The 18,617-nt window shown below is 58.8% G+C and carries 17 protein-coding genes; 3 read left to right on the forward strand and 14 right to left on the reverse strand.

Annotation, left to right across the window (positions count from 1 at the left end; all coding sequences use genetic code 11):
- Positions 1-73: 73 nt before the first annotated feature.
- Positions 74-538 carry a DUF3859 domain-containing protein gene (locus AC19YX_RS08220; RefSeq protein WP_020299210.1) on the reverse strand — a complete coding sequence of 155 codons (465 nt, stop codon included), beginning with the start codon at positions 536-538 and terminating at the stop codon, positions 74-76.
- Positions 539-643: 105 nt separating this feature from the next.
- The gene (locus AC19YX_RS08225) at positions 644-1,651 is read right to left on the reverse strand and encodes an amidohydrolase family protein (RefSeq protein ID WP_500606044.1); all 1,008 of its coding nucleotides are present in this window, start codon (positions 1,649-1,651) and stop codon (positions 644-646) included.
- Positions 1,652-1,797: 146 nt separating this feature from the next.
- On the opposite strand from AC19YX_RS08225, the gene AC19YX_RS08230 reads away from it, so the two are divergent.
- Together AC19YX_RS08230 and AC19YX_RS08235 are read left to right on the forward strand one after the other, a co-directional pair.
- Positions 1,798-2,214, forward strand: coding sequence for an OsmC family protein (locus AC19YX_RS08230; RefSeq protein WP_201130078.1), 417 nt, complete (start codon positions 1,798-1,800; stop codon positions 2,212-2,214).
- 63 nt (positions 2,215-2,277) lie between these two features.
- A complete protein-coding gene (locus AC19YX_RS08235) occupies positions 2,278-3,150 on the forward strand; it encodes a pirin family protein (RefSeq protein ID WP_421547728.1) in 873 nt (290 codons plus the stop codon).
- Between the two features lie 98 nt (positions 3,151-3,248).
- Here AC19YX_RS08235 and AC19YX_RS08240 read toward each other — a convergent pair whose 3' ends face one another.
- From AC19YX_RS08240 to AC19YX_RS08255, 4 genes are all read right to left on the reverse strand, one after another.
- Positions 3,249-3,977, reverse strand: a complete 729-nt coding sequence (locus AC19YX_RS08240; protein ID WP_078471036.1) for a dienelactone hydrolase family protein — start codon at positions 3,975-3,977, stop codon at positions 3,249-3,251.
- A gap of 70 nt (positions 3,978-4,047) precedes the next feature.
- Entirely contained in the window at positions 4,048-5,952 is a 1,905-nt protein-coding gene (gene htpG / locus AC19YX_RS08245; RefSeq protein ID WP_078471275.1) for a molecular chaperone HtpG, read from the reverse strand.
- A gap of 88 nt (positions 5,953-6,040) precedes the next feature.
- Positions 6,041-6,493, reverse strand: a complete 453-nt coding sequence (locus tag AC19YX_RS08250; protein ID WP_078471035.1) for a PaaI family thioesterase — start codon at positions 6,491-6,493, stop codon at positions 6,041-6,043.
- Positions 6,490-6,966: a PaaI family thioesterase gene (locus AC19YX_RS08255; protein ID WP_020299217.1), complete on the reverse strand. Its 477-nt coding sequence runs from the start codon at positions 6,964-6,966 to the stop codon at positions 6,490-6,492. The genes AC19YX_RS08250 and AC19YX_RS08255 overlap by 4 nt, the downstream gene beginning before the upstream one ends.
- A gap of 158 nt (positions 6,967-7,124) precedes the next feature.
- Between AC19YX_RS08255 and AC19YX_RS08260 the strand changes: the two genes are divergently transcribed.
- Positions 7,125-7,376 (forward strand): hypothetical protein, encoded by a 252-nt coding sequence (locus AC19YX_RS08260; protein WP_078471034.1) that lies wholly within the window; start codon positions 7,125-7,127, stop codon positions 7,374-7,376.
- Between the two features lie 178 nt (positions 7,377-7,554).
- On the opposite strand, the gene AC19YX_RS08265 is transcribed toward AC19YX_RS08260, so the two are convergent.
- The 8 genes from AC19YX_RS08265 to AC19YX_RS08300 form a co-directional block, all read right to left on the reverse strand.
- Complete coding sequence (locus tag AC19YX_RS08265; protein WP_500606045.1) at positions 7,555-8,013, reverse strand: hypothetical protein; 459 nt, start codon at positions 8,011-8,013, stop codon at positions 7,555-7,557.
- 37 nt (positions 8,014-8,050) lie between these two features.
- Positions 8,051-8,788 carry a DUF599 domain-containing protein gene (locus AC19YX_RS08270; RefSeq protein WP_020299220.1) on the reverse strand — a complete coding sequence of 246 codons (738 nt, stop codon included), beginning with the start codon at positions 8,786-8,788 and terminating at the stop codon, positions 8,051-8,053.
- 176 nt (positions 8,789-8,964) lie between these two features.
- Positions 8,965-10,278 carry a branched-chain amino acid transport system II carrier protein gene (gene brnQ / locus AC19YX_RS08275; RefSeq protein ID WP_078471032.1) on the reverse strand — a complete coding sequence of 438 codons (1,314 nt, stop codon included), beginning with the start codon at positions 10,276-10,278 and terminating at the stop codon, positions 8,965-8,967.
- 362 nt (positions 10,279-10,640) lie between these two features.
- Positions 10,641-11,522, reverse strand: a complete 882-nt coding sequence (sucD, locus tag AC19YX_RS08280) for a succinate--CoA ligase subunit alpha (protein ID WP_020299222.1) — start codon at positions 11,520-11,522, stop codon at positions 10,641-10,643.
- Positions 11,522-12,688, reverse strand: coding sequence for an ADP-forming succinate--CoA ligase subunit beta (gene sucC, locus AC19YX_RS08285; RefSeq protein ID WP_020299223.1), 1,167 nt, complete (start codon positions 12,686-12,688; stop codon positions 11,522-11,524). Before sucC ends, sucD begins: the two co-directional genes overlap by 1 nt.
- 225 nt (positions 12,689-12,913) lie before the next feature.
- Positions 12,914-14,350, reverse strand: a complete 1,437-nt coding sequence (gene lpdA / locus AC19YX_RS08290; RefSeq protein ID WP_078471031.1) for a dihydrolipoyl dehydrogenase — start codon at positions 14,348-14,350, stop codon at positions 12,914-12,916.
- Positions 14,351-14,453: 103 nt separating this feature from the next.
- Complete coding sequence (gene odhB / locus AC19YX_RS08295; RefSeq protein WP_201130072.1) at positions 14,454-15,677, reverse strand: 2-oxoglutarate dehydrogenase complex dihydrolipoyllysine-residue succinyltransferase; 1,224 nt, start codon at positions 15,675-15,677, stop codon at positions 14,454-14,456.
- Between the two features lie 44 nt (positions 15,678-15,721).
- Positions 15,722-18,553, reverse strand: a complete 2,832-nt coding sequence (locus AC19YX_RS08300; RefSeq protein ID WP_078471029.1) for a 2-oxoglutarate dehydrogenase E1 component — start codon at positions 18,551-18,553, stop codon at positions 15,722-15,724.
- Positions 18,554-18,617 lie beyond the last annotated feature (64 nt).

Consider the following 18,617-nt stretch of genomic DNA (forward strand, 5'->3'; position numbering starts at 1 on the left):
CTTGGAAATTTTGCGTAAGACAAAAACGTGATATCAAAACGCCCTAGCACTTCCATACCAGGGCTCAATCGATTCAGCGTACGGTAAAACGCTGCTGCGCCAGCAAACGATCGCCCTGGAACACCATGAAATGCCATTCGCCTGGTATCACTTCATGGCTTTCGGTGAATTCGTAGGCCATCACATCCTGCGGTGCTCCGGGCACCAGCTTCTGGGTGACTTCGAACTTGTCATGGCGCAGCCCGTCAGGGGTGCGGATCCCTGGCGTGAGGTAAAGCAGGGTCAGCGGCACGTCATCGGCCACTTTGCCCACCAGCGAATAACGCAGGCCGAACTTGCTGCCCAACTTGGCCGGGACCACTTCGGTCTGCTGGATTTTCTCATTGCTGCGGCGCAGCACGCGCTCGCCCGACTGCAACTCGGCCTTGGGCCCGCTGAACACGCCATATTCCACCGGGCCTTCGACACGGACTTCGGCACTGGCCAGGCCACTGAGCATCATCAGCGCGGCCAACGCGCTAAAACGGGTGAGGTGCATATCGCGCTCCTTGATTGAGATGGCGCGAGCCTATGACGCAGGCATGACAGGCTGATGACAGTCTGAGGCGCGCCTGGCGCACTCGCTCCCCCCAGGCACCGGCGCTCAGCGCGCCACGGTGCGGGGCAATATCGCCAGAAAGTTGTCCCGCGCCACCTTGTGCGCCACCTCCGGCGGCAAGGCATCGAGAAACGGCTCGAAACTGCACAACTCCCGGCCCAGCTTGTTGAAACGCCCGACCACATCGGACCCCAGCATGAAGCGCTCCGGAAAGCGCTGGACCAGCGCCAGCCATTCAGGGCGAGGCTTGCCCTTGTCATCCAGCAGATAAGGCGTGAGCACGCTCCAGGACAGGTCCACGTACAGGTTGGGGTAGGCCTCGAGCATTCGCGCCAGGGTCGGCAGCAGAAAATCCAGCTGCACCTGGTGCCGATGGATCTCCGCGCTGGTGCCGGCATGGGCCCAGATAAAACGCGTGTGCGGATGGTTGCGCAGCGGCTCTTCGACCTCCGCCAGATACAGCGGGTTGCGCTCGCGCTTGGAGGTGATGTTGGAATGCAGCATCACCGGCAGATCGTTTTCCGCCGCCAGGTGATAGATGCGGGTCATGGCTTCGTTATTGGCGCGCGGCGTGTCGCCGGAGGTCAGTGCGGTCAGATCGTCGTGGCGAGTGAAGACCTCGCCGATGCCCTGCCACAGGCCCGGGTTAAGATCGAGCATGCGCTGGATATGGGCCGCGGAGTTTTTATCATTGGGATTGAAACCCGCAAGAAACGGATGAAAGTGCTGGCGCTGCTCGGGCGTCAGCTTGTTGACCGCCGCCGCGACAATCACGTCAGTGGCGCTGTACCAGTAGGCATCGGCGTCATCGCCGGCGTAATAGCGCGGGCGCTTGGGTTCATCCTCATGCCATTTCTTGGCCACCGGAATCCCGGAAATCATCACGTGCTCGATGCGATTGTCGGCCATGGACTTGAGCAGCTTGTCCATGCCCGCCGTTTCCTGGAAAAAGTCCACGTAATGCAGGTGCGCATCGCTGTAGGCGTAGTCCCGGGCCTGGGTCAGGGCCGCGGGCAGCAGCAACAACAGGGCAGTCAGATGAGTCCAGTGCACGGGGTAATCTCCAGTCGTTCCGAGCAGGATAGACCCGTCCCGAGGCGCTGCGGTTCATAAAAAGGGGAACGCAGCGGCAGCGTAATGCTCTATAACTTCAGCACCTTTGAAGCCTGTCCGAGTTTCATCACTGCCTGAGGTTTGCCATGACCATTACCGTCAATACCGAGTCCAGCGAAGGTTTTCGCCACAGCATCCAGATCGATGACCATGAACTGTTTACCGACCTGCCCAAGACCCTGGGCGGCGAAGGTTCGGCTCCTGACCCGCACGACTACTTCGACGCGGCGCTGGGCGCCTGCAAAGCCCTGACCCTGAAGCTGTACGCCCACAAGAAGGGCATCCCGCTGACCGGGGTCACGGTGGAGGTCAAGCACGACAGCAGCCAGGAGCAAAAAGGCAAATACGCGCTGCACGTCAAACTGACCCTCAAGGGCGTGCTGACCGACGCCCAGCGCGACGAATTGCACCAGGTGGCGGATCGCTGCCCGGTGCATAAATTGATGACCACGACCGAGGTCAGCATCGAGACCCACCTTTCCGAAGGCGCCTTCAGCCAGTAGCGGCGCGGGCATCAGCGGCGGGTTATGCTTTCGGGCATGACCCGCCCTGCCTGGAATGTCCCCATGCCCACATCAGTCGTGATCCGTCCCCGCGCCGAGGACGTCGAAGGCCAACCCATCCTGCGCCCCCTGCCCTCGGCACAATGCCGCAGCGTCGGGCCTTTCGTATTCTTCGACCATATGCTGAGCACCGCCTACCCGGCCGGCAGCGGCATGAATATCCGCCAGCACCCCCATATCGGCCTGTCCACCCTCACCTACCTGTTCGAAGGCCAGATCCAGCACAAGGACAGCCTCGGCTCAGACCAACTCGTCAACCCGGGGGACGTCAGTTGGATGACCGCCGGCAGCGCCATCGCCCACATCGAGCGCACGCCTGAAGCCTTGAAACAGAGCGGCTTCCGTCTGCATGGGCTGCAAGTCTGGCTGGCTTCGCCCAAGGACCATGAGCAGGGCCCCGGGCACTACAGCCATCACCCGGCCGCCAGCCTGCCGGTCAGTGAGGTGCTGGGGGTGAAGATCCGCATGATTGCCGGCAGCGGTTTTTGCCTGGAGTCCCCGGTGCCGGTGCTCTCCCCGACCTTGTATGCCGAGGTGCAGCTGCAGACGGCAACCAGCCTGCTGATCCCGGCCGAACATCAGGAACGCGCGCTATATGTGCTGGATGGCGATGCCGAACTGGATGGCGAAGCGGTGCAGCCCCACACGCTGATCGTGCTTGAACCCGGGCAAAGCGCGACGCTCTGCGCCCAGAGTGACTGTCATGGGGTGATTCTGGGTGGCGCGCCGCTGGACGGGCCGAGACGCATCAACTGGAACTTCGTTGCCAGCGACCCGGCACGCATCGATGAAGCTCGCCGACGCTGGGCGGCCGGCGACTGGCCGCAGGTACCGGGAGAAAGCGAGCGCATCGAATTGCCGCCGAGCAGGCGCTGATCCTGCTCAATTCGCCGGCAACCCAGGATGGCAAGGGCGCTCCCCGGGCAAAAAAGCCGAAGCTGGCAAACCGATGGCTTGCCGGCGCCCGCTCCGGGTCAGGCCTTGAACACTTCATCCAGCAGGTTATGCATTGAGGTGAAGGCGCGGCTGGCGGTCTTGGCGTCGTACATCATCTTGCCCGGCACGTTGGCGTGCGGATCGGTGAAGGAATGCACAGCGCCACCGTAACTGAGCAATTGCCAATCGACGCCTGCTGCATCCATTTCCGCCTCGAAGGCCGGCAGTTGCTCCTTCGGCACCAGCGGATCAGCGGCGCCATGCAGCACCAGCACCGAACCCTTGATGTTGTTGGCGTCTGCCGGGTTCGGCGTATCCAGGGTGCCGTGGAACGAAACCGCGGCCTTCAGGGGCGCACCGGTACGGGCCAGTTCCAGCGAGCAGCAGCCACCGAAACAGAAACCAAAGGTCGCCAGCCTGGAGCTGTCCACCGCCGCCTCGCCCTGGCTCTGCAAGGCTTCAAAGGCGGCCTGCATGCGCTTGCGCAACAGGGCGCGGTCATTCTTCAGCGGCATCATTGCGGCACCGGCTTCGTCAGCGTTGCTCGGCCGTACTGTCTGCCCGTACAAGTCGGCCACCAGCACCACGTAGCCCTTGGCGGCGACCGCTTCGGCGATCTGCTCGGCACCGGCGCTGACGCCCATCCAGTTCGGCGCCATCAACAGGCCCGGCCGCGCGCCCTTATGGCTGGCGTCGAATGCCAGGCGGCTTTCATAAGACTGGCCATCGACCTGATAGACCACGGAACGCAGAGTGACTTGGCTCATTAATCATGTTCTCCAGCTGAGAGGACGAGAATGAAAAAACCCGCCGAAGCGGGTTTTTCTTGCAACGCAGTTAAACCGACAGTTCAACCAACAGCTTGTTCAGTCGACGGACATAGGCCGCCGGATCCTTCAGGCTGTCGCCGGCAGCCAGGGCCGCCTGGTCGAAGAGGATGTGCGACAAGTCGCCAAAACGCTCTTCGCTCTGCTCGCCGTCGAGTTTCTCGATCAGCGGGTGAGCCGGGTTGAACTCGAAGATCGGCTTGGAATCCGGAACCTTCTGACCGCTGGCTTCGAGGATCTGCCGCATCTGCAGACCCAGGTCCTGCTCGCCGATGGCCAGGATCGCCGGGGAATCGGTCAGGCGGTGGGAAACCCGGACTTCGCTGACGGCATCGCCCAGCGCAGTCTTGATACGCTCGACCAGGCCTTCTTTAGCCTTGGCCACTTCTTCGGCTTCTTTCTTCTCTTCTTCGGAATCCAGGTTGCCCAGGTCCAGGTCGCCACGTGCCACGTCGACAAAGCTCTTGCCGTCGAAGTCGTTGAGGTAGCTCATCAGCCACTCGTCGATGCGGTCGGTCAGCAGCAGCACTTCGATGCCTTTCTTACGGAAGACTTCCAGGTGCGGGCTGTTCTTGACCTGTGCGTAAGTCTCGCCGGTCAGGTAGTAGATCTTGTCCTGACCTTCCTTGGCGCGAGCCAGGTATTCGGCCAGGGACACCACTTGTTCCCCTTCTTCACCCTGGGTGGAGGCGAAGCGCAGCAGGCCGGCGATTTTTTCCTTGTTGGCGAAATCTTCAGCCGGGCCTTCTTTCATCACCTGGCCGAAGTTTTTCCAGAAGCCCTTGTATTGCTCAGGCTCGTTCTTCGCCAGTTTTTCCAGCATGTCCAGCACGCGCTTGGTCAGTGCGGACTTCATGGAGTCGATGATCGGATCTTTCTGCAGGATTTCCCGCGACACGTTCAGCGACAGGTCGTTGGAGTCGACCACGCCCTTGATGAAGCGCAGGTACAGCGGCAGGAAGGATTCCGCCTGGTCCATGACGAACACACGCTGCACGTACAGTTTCAGGCCTTTCGGCGCTTCACGCTGATACAGATCGAACGGAGCGCGGGCCGGTACGTAGAGCAGCGAGCTGTATTCCAGCTTGCCTTCGACCTTGTTGTGGCTCCAGCTCAGCGGGTTCTCGTAGTCGTGGGCGATATGCTTGTAGAACTCCTGGTATTCCTCGTCCTTCACCTCGGTGCGAGGACGGGTCCACAGGGCGCTGGCGCGGTTGACCACTTCCCATTCCTGGGCAGGCTTGTCTTCGCCTTCGGCAGCTGCCTGTTCTTTCGGCAGTTCGATCGGCAGCGCGATATGGTCGGAGTATTTCTTGATGATATTGCGCAGGCGGTAACCATCGGCGAATTCATCTTCACCGGATTTCAGGTGCAGCACGATGCGGGTGCCACGGTCGGCCTTGTCGATGGTGGCGATTTCGAATTCGCCCTCACCCTTGGACGACCAGTGCACACCTTCGCTGGCGTCAAGGCCGGCGCGACGGCTGAACACTTCAACTTTGTCGGCGACGATGAAGGCCGAGTAGAAGCCCACACCGAATTGACCGATCAGGTGCGAATCTTTTTTCTGGTCGCCCGACAGGTTCTTCATGAAGTCTGCGGTGCCGGACTTGGCGATGGTGCCCAGATGGGTGATCGCGTCTTCACGGCTCATGCCGATGCCGTTGTCTTCGAGGGTGACGGTCTTGGCGTCTTTATCGAAGCTCACACGGATCTTCAGCTCCGAGCCACCTTCCAGCAACTCGGGCTTGGACAGGGCTTCAAAGCGCAATTTGTCGACTGCGTCAGAGGCGTTCGAGATCAATTCGCGAAGGAAAATTTCCTTGTTGGAATACAGCGAATGGATCATGAGGTGCAGCAGTTGCTTCACCTCGGTCTGGAAGCCCAGGGTTTCTTTTTGAGTTTCCACACTCATGGTCATCAAACTCCAATCAGATGGCATAAGCCGTGCCTACGGGGCTAACGGCGGGATGTCATCAAAGTTGGGGGCTGTGGCCGGGATTTCAAGGGCTGGGGCTTTCTTCAATCTTGAAATGTGCCCGCGCCGTGGCGATGGGCTCTGCCTGGGTGCTTTGCCAGGCGGTTATCGCGACGTTGGCCACCCGTCGGCCTTGGCGGCACACCTGGCATTTGGCGTAGGTATCACGAAATTGCCCGGCCCGCAGGTAGTCCAGGGAGAAGTCGATAATCTTCGGCACCCCGGGCGAGCCGGTGAAAATCAACAGGTGCAGGGCAGCGGCCAACTCCATGAAACCCGCAATCACTCCGCCATGGATCGCCGGCAGCAAGGGGTTGCCGATGTTGTCTTTGTTGGCCGGCAGGCGAAACAGCAATTCATCGCCCAGGCGCGAACACTCGATGCCGATCAGTTTGGCGTAGGGAATCAGGTGCAGCAGCGATGCATAGTCGCCCTGCTCATGGGCGGTTTGCAGTTGTTCCTTGAAGTCGTCGCTCATGCAGCACCGTCCTTGATCGCGCTGGTGAAGCCCCTGGTTCCCTTGAGCCCCTTGCCCATGCGCATGAAGGTGCCGACAGCATGGGCGACCGGTTGTTCGGGGTCGTCCTGATAGGCAAAACCGCGGGTGAAGATCACATCACGGGTAACCCGGTAGCACTGGGCGAAGCCATACACCGGCTTGTGCGGCTCGGCTGGGTGCATGTAATCGACGCGCAGGTCGAGGGTCGGGCAGACCTCGAACTCCGGCAGCACACAGAGGATGGCCATGCCGCACGCGGTATCCATCAATGAGGTCAGCGCGCCACCATGAATCACCCCGGTTTGCGGGTTGCCGACAATTTGCGGGCTGTATGGCAGGGTCACGGTAATGCCGTCCGTCGAGGCGCTGTGCACGCACATCCCCAGGACCTGACAGTGTCGCAACGCTGAAAGAAATCGCGTCGCACGCTCAAAAATGGGGTTTTGCGCCATGGGCTGAACTCTCTTTTAATGTCGAAACTTGGCAATGGGTGGGGGCTGTAAAAGTTCCCTGCGCTGAGCACTTAATATATCTGTGAATCTCAAGGAACTTAACCTGTTGGGGTGTGCTCGAAAGGCCAGAAGATATCTTCACTAAGGAGAAACACCCCATGCGTAAGACTTTAGCTATTGCCTTGATGTTGACCGCTACCCTCGGTCTCGCTGCCTGCGATAAAAAATCCGAGGACAAAGCTCAAGATGCCAACCAACATGCTGAGCAAGCTCAACAGAAAATGAACGAAGCTCAGAATAAGGTGAACGAGGCGGCAAAAGAAAACGCCGAAGCTGCCAAAGATCAGGCTGAATCGAATAAGGCTGCTGCTCAAGAAGCCGCTCCGGAAGCTGCACCTAAAACCAACTAATACGGTTTTAGAGCAACAAAAAAACCCGCTTAGTGCGGGTTTTTTTATGGGCTAAGTTATTCAGCTGCGCCACTGCAAAGACTGCTTGATTGCAAGTTGATACAGCGTCGACCAATGCCGATCGATAACGCAGTAAAACGATTCAGTCACCACCCCCAACAACTAATGGCGGCCAGGCCTATCGCGGAACAAATACCTCATCGGCCTGGGGTTCGACCTGCAACGGAACATCCACCGTGGAATGCTCGGCAACCTTGTAAGTTAAGTGGCTGCCAGCCGGGAGCATGCGCACAGGAAACTCATAACGCCTGTCGAAGAGCACTTCCCAATGCCTGGCCTGGTAACCCGGAGCCTCAATGCTCACGAAACACGGCCGCTTGTTGTCCAGTGGCGAGCGCCCTGCCAGGAAGTTCACCACCTCCCAATCGGTTTTCTCGGCGACATGAAAAGCGCCGTCATCGCCCGTCACCCGCCTGACCCCGCAAAAGTTGACCTGCGCCTGGGCGATGGGCTCAGCCGTCATGGCATCCACCACCACGGCGGAACCTTCACCATTGAGGTACAAGGTCTGAACTCGGCATCCCGGCAACACCAGCACACATAAAAGCAGCAGCTTGAAGGCACTCGACTGCGTCATCGGCAACATCCTGTTTAGCTGAATATGAAAAAGCCCGTCAGCCTGCGTCCTTGGCGGACTCCGCAAGCGGCGCCTCGGTCGGGGTATAGACCATAACGTCGAGCACATCGGAATGAAACTCACGCCGATAGAGCACAAACACCACCCCGGCACTCATCAGCATGAACAACCAGGGGCTGACGAACCAGGCCAACATAGTCATGCCGAAGTAATAGGAACGCAGGCCGAAGTTGAACTGGTTGGCAGCCATGGAGATCACCCGCGCAGCCCGCGAGGCAAATGCCTTGCGCTCCTGCTCGGAGACATGCCGCTCGCCGATCATCGGGGCCGAGCCCACCAGGATCGCGGCAAAGTTGTATTGGCGCATGCACCAACTGAAGGTGAAGAAGGCATAGACAAACACCAGCGCCAGGCACAACAACTTGATTTCCGACATGCCTTGGGACGCCTGCTGGACCATGGGAATGTCCGCCAGCAGCGACACTGCACGCTCGGACGCGCCCAACACAGTGAGGATACCCGCCAGGATAATCAGGGTGCTGGAAGCAAAGAACGAGGCATTACGCTCCAGGTTGCCGATCACGCTGGCATCGGCGATGCGGTTGTCACGCAGCAGCATCCGACGCATCCAGTCTTCGCGGTACAAATGCAGCACGCTGGCCAGGCACGCCGTATCGCGCCCCTTCCAGGTGGCGTAGCGGGTGTAGCCGCCCCAACAGATGGCAAACCACAGGGCCGCAAGAATATGGATCAGGTTGGCTTGAACAAACGACATGCATTTCCCTACAAGAGCGTTGGCAGAAGGTAAGAACAGACCCGAACTGCTTCGACGCTGCACCTGAGAAAAAGACACCCTGCGCCGCCCATAAAAAATGCCCCGCATCGATGGATGCGGGGCATGTTCATTCCTGCGCCGGGGTCGCTCGTGGCAACCCAGCCATCAAGGAGGTATCAGGCCAGGGCGTCGCTGCGCTTACCCAGCAGGCGATCGCACAAGAAGGCGAACACCAGGACGCTGAATGCAGGCACCAGCCATGCCAGGCCTTGTGCGCTCAGCGGCATGTCGGACAACGCCGGCGGGATCTTGTGCGCCCACGGCGTGCCCTTGAGCGCGTCAATCACGCCAACCACAAACGCCACCAGCATCACCGGCCCGACAATACGCCGCTCCTCATACCAGAAGTCCTTGCAGAAGCTCAGGGCCACGAGAACGATGCACGGCGGGTAGATCGCGGTCAGCACCGGAATCGAGAACGCAATCAGCTTGGTCAGGCCCAGGTTGGACACCACCAGCGAGAACAGCGCGAGGATCACCACCAAGGTCTTGTAGGAAAGCGGCAGGATCCGGCTGAAGTACTCGGCGCAGGCGCAGGTCAGGCCGACCGCAGTCACCAGGCACGCCAGGGAAATCAACACGGCAAGGAAGCCGCTGCCCAGGGAGCCAAAGGTGTGCTGCACATAAGCGTGCAATACCGCGGCGCCGTTGCTGGCACCCGCCGCCACTTCATGGCTGCCCGCACCCAGGCGGAACAGGCTGATGTACACCAATGCCAGACCCACCCCAGCGATCAGGCCGGCGATGATCGCGTAGCGGGTGATCAGGCGTGGCGACTCAATACCGCGAGAACGGATGGCGTTGACGATAACGATGCCAAACACCAGTGCCCCCAGGGTATCCATGGTCAGGTAGCCATTGACGAAGCCTTGAGAGAACGGCGCGGCAACGTACTCCGGGGTAGCAACCCCGATATCACCGGCTGGCAAGGCAAACGCAGCGATACCCAGTACCGCCAGGGCGATGATTTTCAACGGCGCCAGGAAGCGCCCAACGGTATCCAGCAAGCGACCTGGGTAGAGGGAGACGAAAAACACCAGGAGGAAATACACCGAACTGTAGAGGAACAACGCCAGCGGGCTTTCACCCGTCAATGGCGCCAGGCCCACTTCAAAGGACACGGTGGCGGTCCGCGGCGTCGCGAACAACGGCCCTACCGCCAGATAAGCCGATGCCGCCAGCAGGCCACCGGCGATCTTGCCGATCGGGCTGCTCAGCGCATCCATCGCACCGCCGACCTTGGCCAGGGCTACGACTGTGACCACCGGCAGACCGACTGCCGTGATCAGGAAACCCAGCGCCGCCATCCAGACATGAGGTCCGGACTGCAAACCGACGATAGGCGGGAAGATGATGTTGCCAGCCCCGACGAACAGGGCGAACGTCATAAAACCAAGTGCCAGAATGTCCTGGCCTTTCAACACTTTCATTAAGGAAATACCACACTACTGAATCGGAATTTAGAGAGGGATTTCCCTTATGGGTGAGGGAAATGCTGTCAGTCCGTATAAGACTGACCCGTTTAGCGCGCAGCATCCTTATGGGACGCAGACGCAAAAAGAGGCGGCTAGATTACAGATTTCACAAGACAAGCGCACCGTTAGAGGGCGAACTATCTGATAAGCGACATTTGCGTGTCGCGTTTTTGAAAGAAAAGCAGCCATAAGCGGCAAACAACGGCCTTGGGCTTCAAGCTTGAAGCTACAAACTTGCCGCTTGTAGCGGCCCCTAAAACAACAAAAGCCACCCGAAGGTGGCTTTTGTCGTTAGGGGTTTCAGCTAAGCGCGAGGCTTACTTGATAGCCCAACCGGTCAGCTCGGACAGAGCCTTGCCGATGTCTGCCAGCGAACGCACGGTTTTCACGCCTGCGTCTTCCAGGGCAGCAAACTTCTCGTCTGCAGTGCCCTTGCCGCCGGAGATGATTGCGCCAGCATGGCCCATGCGCTTGCCCGCAGGGGCAGTCACACCAGCGATGTAGGAAACAACCGGCTTGGTCACGTTGGCCTTGATGTAGGCAGCGGCTTCTTCTTCAGCCGAACCGCCGATCTCGCCGATCATGACGATCGCTTCGGTCTTCGGGTCTTCCTGGAACAGCTTCAGGATGTCGATGAAGTTCGAACCTGGGATCGGGTCACCGCCGATGCCGACGCAAGTCGACTGACCGAAACCGGCGTCAGTGGTCTGCTTCACAGCTTCGTAGGTCAGGGTGCCGGAACGGGAAACGATACCGACCTTGCCTGGCAAGTGGATGTGACCTGGCATGATGCCGATCTTGCATTCGCCCGGAGTGATCACGCCTGGGCAGTTAGGACCGATCAGGACTACGCCCAGTTCGTCGCACTTGACCTTGGCATCCAGCATATCCAGGGTAGGAATGCCTTCAGTGATGCAAACGATCAGCTTGATGCCGCCGAATGCTGCTTCCAGGATGGAGTCCTTGCAGAAAGGAGCTGGAACGTAGATCACGCTGGCGGTGGCGCCAGTGGCAGCTACAGCGTCTTTCACGGTGTTGAACACTGGCAGACCCAGGTGCTCGGTGCCGCCTTTACCAGGCGTTACACCACCCACCATCTTGGTGCCGTATTCCAGAGCTTGCTGGGTATGGAAACTACCTTGCGAACCGGTAATACCCTGGCAGATAACTTTGGTGTCTTTATTGATCAGGACGCTCATTATTTGCCCTCCGCAGCTTTGACAACTTGTTGAGCAGCGTCGGTCAGGCTGGTAGCAGCGATAATGTTCAAGCCGCTTTCTGCCAGTACTTTAGCGCCCAGTTCAGCGTTGTTACCTTCAAGGCGAACAACAACCGGGATTTTCACGCCGACTTCTTTCACTGCACCGATGATGCCTTCGGCAATCATGTCGCAACGAACGATGCCGCCGAAGATGTTGACCAATACTGCAGCGACGTTGGTGTCGGACAGGATGATCTTGAACGCTTCGGTAACGCGTTCCTTGGTAGCGCCACCACCTACGTCGAGGAAGTTGGCTGGTTTGCCGCCATGCAGGTTGACGATGTCCATGGTACCCATGGCCAGGCCAGCACCGTTGACCATGCAACCGATGTTACCTTCCAGGGCTACGTAGTTCAGTTCGAACTTGGCAGCGTGCGCTTCGCGCGGATCGTCTTGCGACGGATCGTGGAAAGTCTTCAGCTTAGGCTGACGGTACATGGCGTTGGCGTCGATGTTGATCTTGGCATCGAGGCAATGCAGATCACCGTCAGCCTTGATCACCAGCGGGTTCACTTCCAGCAGAGCCAGATCGTGGTCCTGGAACAGCTTGGCCAGGCCTACGAAAATCTTGGCGAACTGAGTGACTTGCTTGCCTTCCAGGCCCAGCTGGAATGCCAGCTCGCGACCCTGGAATGGCTGAGCGCCAACCAGTGGATCGATAGTGGCCTTGAGGATTTTCTCAGGGGTATCGTGAGCGATTTTCTCGATGTCCACGCCACCTTCGGTGGAAGCCATGAACACGATGCGACGGCTCGAACGGTCAACGACAGCGCCCAGGTACAGCTCTTTAGCGATATCAGTGCACGATTCAACCAGGATCTTGGTGACAGGCTGACCATTGGCGTCAGTCTGGTAAGTCACCAGACGCTTGCCCAACCACTGTTGAGCGAATGCTTTAGCGTCTTCTTTGCTGCGAACCAGCTTAACGCCGCCCGCTTTACCGCGACCGCCTGCGTGAACCTGGGCTTTGACAACCCACTCGGTGCCGCCGATCTTGTCGCAAGCTTCTGCTGCTGCTTCGGGGGTGTCTACCGCGTAACCTTTGGATACTGGCAGGCCGTACTCAGCGAACAGCTGCTTACCCTGATACTCGTGAAGATTCATGCTTTTTACCGTCTTCGTTAGGTACTGCGCATTCGGCGCTGCACTGTTGATAAGTGCCGCGCCACCTGTGACCGCTACTCACCGGACATCTCCAGCCCTGAACCCGGAGCCGTGGCTCTGGTACAGCGCTGAAGCGATCCCATGAGGTCGAGTCCAGCGGATGTTCCGCGGTGAGTCTTGCTCGCAAGGCTCACGACGGGCAATCCGCCGTGGTTTCTTATTGTCTTAACGCTTTTTGCGGTTGGCGATGTGGATGGCGCCGCCATTCACTGCCAATGCTGCTTCGTGCAGGGCTTCGGACAGGGTCGGATGGGAGAAAACCATCATGCCCAGGTCTTCGGCACTGGTGCCGAATTCCATGCCGATTGCACCTTGCTGAACCAGTTCCGCAGCGCTTGGGCCAATCACATGGACGCCCAATACGCGATCAGTCTTGGCATCGGCGATCACTTTGACGAAACCGCCGGTGTCGTTGGCGGCCATGGCACGGCCACTGGCTGCAAACGGGAAGGTGCCGACGTTAACTTCAACGCCTTCAGCTTTCAAGGCCTGCTCGGTTTTACCGACCCACGCGATTTCCGGGTGAGTATAAATAACCGAAGGGATCAGGTCATAGTTCATCTGAGCCTTGTGACCCTTGATGCGCTCGACAACCATGATGCCCTCTTCCGAGGCCTTGTGAGCCAGCATCATGCCGCGAACCACGTCACCGATGGCGTAAACGCCCGGTACGGTAGTGGCGCAGTGATCATCAACGTGCACGAAACCGCGCTCGTCGAGGGTCACGCCGCAATCAGCAGCCAGCAGATCGGTGGTCACCGGACGGCGACCAACGGCTACGATCAGCTTGTCGAAAGTAATGGTCTGCTCGCCATTGGCGTCGGTGTAAGTCACTACGACTTCTTCGCCATTGACCTTGGAACCGGTAACGCGAGCACCCAGCTTGATGTCCAGACCTTGTTTGGTCAGGGTTTTCAGCGCTTCCTTGGAAACGGCAGCGTCTGCAGCCATCAGGAAGGTATCCAGGGCTTCCAGAACGGTCACCTGGGCACCCAGGCGCGACCATACCGAACCCAGTTCCAGGCCGATGACGCCAGCGCCGATCACGCCCAGACGTTTTGGTACAGCTTGGAATTCCAGAGCGCCGGTGGAGTCGACGATCACGTTCTGATCGACTGGAGCCGGTGGAATGTCGATTGGACGCGAACCTGGAGCCAGGATCACGTTTTCGGCTTCGATCACTTCAACCGAACCGTCAGGCTTGGTCACTTCGACTTTCTTGCCAGCCAGCAACTTGCCGTGACCCTGGATAGAGGTCACGCCGTTGGCTTTGAACAGGGTGGCAACGCCGGAAGTCAGGCCTTTGACGATGTTGGCCTTGCGGCCGACCATCGCCGATACGTCCATGGTCACGCCAGCGTGATTGATACCGTGGATCGCGAAACCGTCTTGGGCTTCGTGGAATTTCCAGGAGCTGTCCAGCAGCGCCTTGGAAGGAATGCAACCTACGTTCAAGCAAGTACCGCCGAGGGCCAGCTTGCCTTCTTTGTCGGTGTATTTCTCGATGCAGGCAGTGCTGAGGCCCAATTGTGCAGCCTTGATCGCGGCTACGTAGCCACCAGGGCCCGCACCAATAACTACAACGTCAAATTTCTGTGTCATAAAAGGTTCCCTTTTAGCAACAAGCTACAAGCCGCAAGCTGCAAGTTCGAAGCCCAGCAGCTCTTGAGCTTGAGGCTTGCCACTTGCAGCTTGCCGCTGCTTTTTAGATATCCAGCAGCAGACGAGCCGGGTCTTCCAGCAGGTTTTTGATGGTAACCAGGAAAGTCACAGCTTCTTTACCATCGATCAGGCGGTGATCGTAGGACAGTGCCAGGTACATCATCGGACGGATAACGACCTGACCGTTGATCGCCATAGGACGCTGCAGAATGTTGTGCATGCCCAGGATGGCCGCTTGCGGCGGGTTGACGATCGGGGTCGACATCATGGAACCGAAAGTACCACCGTTGGTGATAGTGAAGGTACCGCCAGTCATCTCTTCCATCGACAGCTTGCCGTCGCGGGCTTTCTTGCCGAAGGTGGCGATGCCGCCTTCGATTTCAGCCAGGCTCATCAGTTCGGCGTTACGCAGAACCGGCACTACCAGGCCACGGTCGCTGGACACGGCAACACCGACGTCGGCGTAGCCGTGGTAAACGATGTCCGCGCCATCGATCGAGGCGTTGACTGCCGGGAAACGCTTCAGCGCTTCAGTAGCCGCTTTCACGAAGAACGACATGAAGCCCAGGCGTACGCCGTTGTGGGACTTCTCGAACAGGTCCTTGTACTTCGAACGCAGGGCCATGACTTCAGTCATGTCGACTTCGTTGAAAGTGGTCAGCATCGCCATGTTCGATTGAGCTTCAACCAGACGCTCGGCAACCTTGGCCCGCAGACGGGTCATCGGTACGCGCTTCTCGACACGATCACCGGCAGCGAATACCGGGGCAGCGGCAGCAGGAGCAGCAGCCTTGGCAGGCGCGGCAGCCGGAGCGGCTTTCTTGGCGGCAACAGCAGCTACCACGTCTTCCTTGGTCACACGACCGCCTTTGCCAGTGCCGGCAACGGAGGTGATGTTGATACCGTTTTCTTCAGCCAGCTTACGCGCGGCTGGAGCAGCAACAGGATCGTCTTCGCCAGCAGCGGCTGGAGCAGCGGCCTGTGCGGCAGCAGGTGCAGCAGCAGCGGCCGGAGCGGCGGCGGCAGCGCCACCTTCCACGATGGAGCCCAGGACTTCGTCGGACAGAACGGTGTCGCCTTCGTTCTTGACGATAGCGCCCAGCACGCCGTCAGCAGTGGCCAACACTTCCAGTACGACTTTGTCAGTTTCGATATCGACGATCAGGTCGTCACGCTTGACAGCATCGCCCGGTTGTTTGTGCCAGGTGGCAACGGTGCCATCGGCAACCGATTCCGGGAAAGTGGGGGCTTTGATCTCGATAGCCATTATCTGTGGTTCCTTAAAATTCGGTTTCAGTCAGCGCGAAGGCGTTAAACAGTAAAGGCATCTTGCAGCAGTTTTGCCTGCTGCTCAGCGTGCATCGATGCATAACCACAAGCAGGTGCAGCAGAAGCGTCACGGCCCGCGTACTCGAGTACGAGCGACTTGTTGTGACCGCTGATGATGCGACGCATGTGATGCTGGCTGCAGTACCAGGCACCCTGGTTCATCGGCTCTTCCTGACACCAAACGATGTGTTTGAGGTTGGAATAAGGAGCCAGGACTTCAATCAAGTCGTCCTCAGGGAATGGGTACAGCTGCTCAAGACGCACGATAGCAATGTCGTCACGACCTTCGGCACGGCGTTTTTCCAGCAGGTCGTAATAGACCTTGCCGCTCGCCAGTACGATGCGACCGACCTTTTTCGGGTCCTGGGCATCAATTTCCGGAATAACGGTCTGGAACGAACCTTCCGCCAGATCTTCCAGGGTCGAGATGGCCAATTTATGACGCAACAGCGACTTCGGAGTCAGGACTACCAACGGCTTGCGCAGTGGGCGAATGACCTGGCGACGCAGCAGGTGGTAGATCTGAGCCGGGGTGGTCGGTACGCACACCTGAATGTTGTGCTCGGCGCACAGCTGCAGGTAACGCTCCAGACGAGCCGAGGAGTGCTCCGGCCCCTGCCCTTCATAACCGTGCGGCAGCAGCATGGTCAGACCGCAGAGACGGCCCCACTTGTGCTCGCCACTGGTGATGAACTGGTCGATAACCACCTGGGCACCGTTGGCGAAATCGCCGAACTGAGCTTCCCAGATAACCAGGGCATTTGGCGTGGTGGTCGAGTAACCATACTCGAACGCCAATACAGCTTCTTCGGACAGGAACGAATCGTACAGGTCGAAACGTGGCTGGCCTTCGTACAGATGCTGCAACGGGATGTAGGTGCCCGCGTCTTTCTGGTTGTGCAAGACCGCATGGCGGTGCGAGAACGTACCGCGGCCGATGTCCTGGCCGGTCATGCGAATCGGGTGACCTTCGAACGCCAGGGTCGCGTACGCCATGGTTTCGGCATAACCCCAGTTGATCGGCAGGCCGCCGGCTTGCATTTTCTGACGGTCTTCGTAGATCTTCGCAACCTGACGCTGAACCACGAAGCCTTCCGGAATTTCCAGCAGCTTGGCAGACAGCTCTTGCAGGGTCTTGAGATCGAACGTGGTGTCGTGGCGCGCAGTCCAGGCGTGGCCCAGGTATGGACGCCAGTCGACGAACAGTTCCTTGTTCGGCTCTTTGACCAGGCTTTTTACAACATGCAGGCCGTTGTCCAGCGCGTTGCGGTATTCATCGATCTTCGCCTGAACACGGGCATCATCCACCACACCGGCCTGAGTCAGGCGTTCGGCGTACAGCTCACGGGTAGTGCGCTGCTTGGCGATTTGCTGGTACATCAGCGGCTGGGTGCCGCTCGGCTCATCCGCTTCGTTGTGACCGCGGCGACGGTAGCAGACCAGGTCGATCACGACATCGCGCTTGTACTGCATGCGGTAATCGATGGCCAACTGGGTCACGAACAATACGGCTTCCGGATCATCACCATTCACATGGAGGATCGGCGCCTGGATCATTTTCGCAACGTCGGTAGCGTACTCGGTGGAACGCGAGTCCAGCGGGTTGCTGATGGTGAAGCCAACCTGGTTGTTGATCACCAGGTGGATCGTGCCGCCAGTCTTGAAGCCGCGGGTCTGCGACATCTGGAAGGTTTCCATGACCACGCCCTGACCTGCGAATGCAGCGTCACCGTGGATGGAAATCGGCAGGACCTTGTCGCCATTGGCGTCGTTACGACGATCCTGACGAGCACGTACCGAACCTTCGACCACCGGGGAAACGATTTCCAGGTGGGACGGGTTGAAAGCCATGGCCAGGTGAACTTCACCGCCGGCAGTCATGACGTTGGACGAGAAGCCCTGGTGGTATTTGACGTCACCGGACCCCAGCTCGACCTTCTTCTTGCCTTCGAACTCGTCGAACAGCTCACGCGGGTTCTTGCCGAAGGTGTTGACCAACACGTTCAGGCGACCACGGTGGGCCATGCCGATGACGATTTCCTTGGTGCCGTAGGAACCGGAACGCTGGATCAGCTCGTCGAGCAACGGAATCAGGCTCTCGCCGCCTTCCAGGCCGAAACGCTTGGTACCCGGGTATTTGGTACCCAGGTATTTTTCCAGGCCTTCAGCTGCAGTTACGCGCTCAAGCAGGTGGCCCTTGATATCGGCGGAGTACGTTGGGCGACCACGCACGCTTTCCAGACGCTGCTGGAACCAGTGGCGCTGCTCGGTATCGACGATATGGGTAAATTCAGCGCCGATGGTGCGGCAATATGTCTGCTGCAACGCTTCGTGAATTTCGCGTAGGCTCGCTTCCTCTTTGCCGATGAACAGGTCGCCGGCACGGAAGGTCGTATCAAGATCGGCATTGGTCAAGCCGTAATGATTGATCGACAGGTCTGCAGGTGCAGGACGCTGCCACAGCCCCAGCGGGTCAAGCTGGGCTGCTTGGTGGCCCCGCATACGGTAGGCCTGGATCAATCGCAGCACTTCAACTTGCTTCTTCTCGTGCTCACTGCTCACGCTACCGGCGGATACCGGTTGAGCGCGGCGCTGGTTCTTTGCCAGCAAGACGAAATGATCGCGGATTGTCGAGTGCGAAACATCGATGGCAGTGCTGCCTTCGGTAGGCAACTTCTGAAAGTAAGTGCGCCACTCTTCTGGCACAGCGTTAGGGTCGTGCAGGTAGAGCTCGTAGAGCTCTTCCACATAGGCAGCGTTACTACCGGATAGGTAGGCGCTGTTCCACATGCGCTGCATCACGCTTTCTTGCATGCTTGGTCACCCTCGGTTAGGGGAACACCACCGGCGAAGACACCGAGCAAACTTGCAGAAGTCC

This window comes from Pseudomonas sp. MF09150, assembly GCF_059862355.1.

What these genes read in the sequence shown, in the direction of transcription:
- AC19YX_RS08220 (WP_020299210.1), bottom strand. Translation starts at nt 538, where the DNA reads ATGCACCTCACCCGTTTTAGCGCGTTGGCCGCGCTGATGATGCTCAGT.
- AC19YX_RS08230 (WP_201130078.1), top strand. Translation starts at nt 1,798, where the DNA reads ATGACCATTACCGTCAATACCGAGTCCAGCGAAGGTTTTCGCCACAGC.
- AC19YX_RS08235 (WP_421547728.1), top strand. Translation starts at nt 2,278, where the DNA reads ATGCCCACATCAGTCGTGATCCGTCCCCGCGCCGAGGACGTCGAAGGC.
- AC19YX_RS08240 (WP_078471036.1), bottom strand. Translation starts at nt 3,977, where the DNA reads ATGAGCCAAGTCACTCTGCGTTCCGTGGTCTATCAGGTCGATGGCCAG.
- htpG (WP_078471275.1), bottom strand. Translation starts at nt 5,952, where the DNA reads ATGAGTGTGGAAACTCAAAAAGAAACCCTGGGCTTCCAGACCGAGGTG.
- AC19YX_RS08250 (WP_078471035.1), bottom strand. Translation starts at nt 6,493, where the DNA reads ATGAGCGACGACTTCAAGGAACAACTGCAAACCGCCCATGAGCAGGGC.
- AC19YX_RS08255 (WP_020299217.1), bottom strand. Translation starts at nt 6,966, where the DNA reads ATGGCGCAAAACCCCATTTTTGAGCGTGCGACGCGATTTCTTTCAGCG.
- AC19YX_RS08260 (WP_078471034.1), top strand. Translation starts at nt 7,125, where the DNA reads ATGCGTAAGACTTTAGCTATTGCCTTGATGTTGACCGCTACCCTCGGT.
- AC19YX_RS08265 (WP_500606045.1), bottom strand. Translation starts at nt 8,013, where the DNA reads ATGACGCAGTCGAGTGCCTTCAAGCTGCTGCTTTTATGTGTGCTGGTG.
- AC19YX_RS08270 (WP_020299220.1), bottom strand. Translation starts at nt 8,788, where the DNA reads ATGTCGTTTGTTCAAGCCAACCTGATCCATATTCTTGCGGCCCTGTGG.
- brnQ (WP_078471032.1), bottom strand. Translation starts at nt 10,278, where the DNA reads ATGAAAGTGTTGAAAGGCCAGGACATTCTGGCACTTGGTTTTATGACG.
- sucD (WP_020299222.1), bottom strand. Translation starts at nt 11,522, where the DNA reads ATGAGCGTCCTGATCAATAAAGACACCAAAGTTATCTGCCAGGGTATT.
- sucC (WP_020299223.1), bottom strand. Translation starts at nt 12,688, where the DNA reads ATGAATCTTCACGAGTATCAGGGTAAGCAGCTGTTCGCTGAGTACGGC.
- lpdA (WP_078471031.1), bottom strand. Translation starts at nt 14,350, where the DNA reads ATGACACAGAAATTTGACGTTGTAGTTATTGGTGCGGGCCCTGGTGGC.
- odhB (WP_201130072.1), bottom strand. Translation starts at nt 15,677, where the DNA reads ATGGCTATCGAGATCAAAGCCCCCACTTTCCCGGAATCGGTTGCCGAT.
- AC19YX_RS08300 (WP_078471029.1), bottom strand. Translation starts at nt 18,553, where the DNA reads ATGCAAGAAAGCGTGATGCAGCGCATGTGGAACAGCGCCTACCTATCC.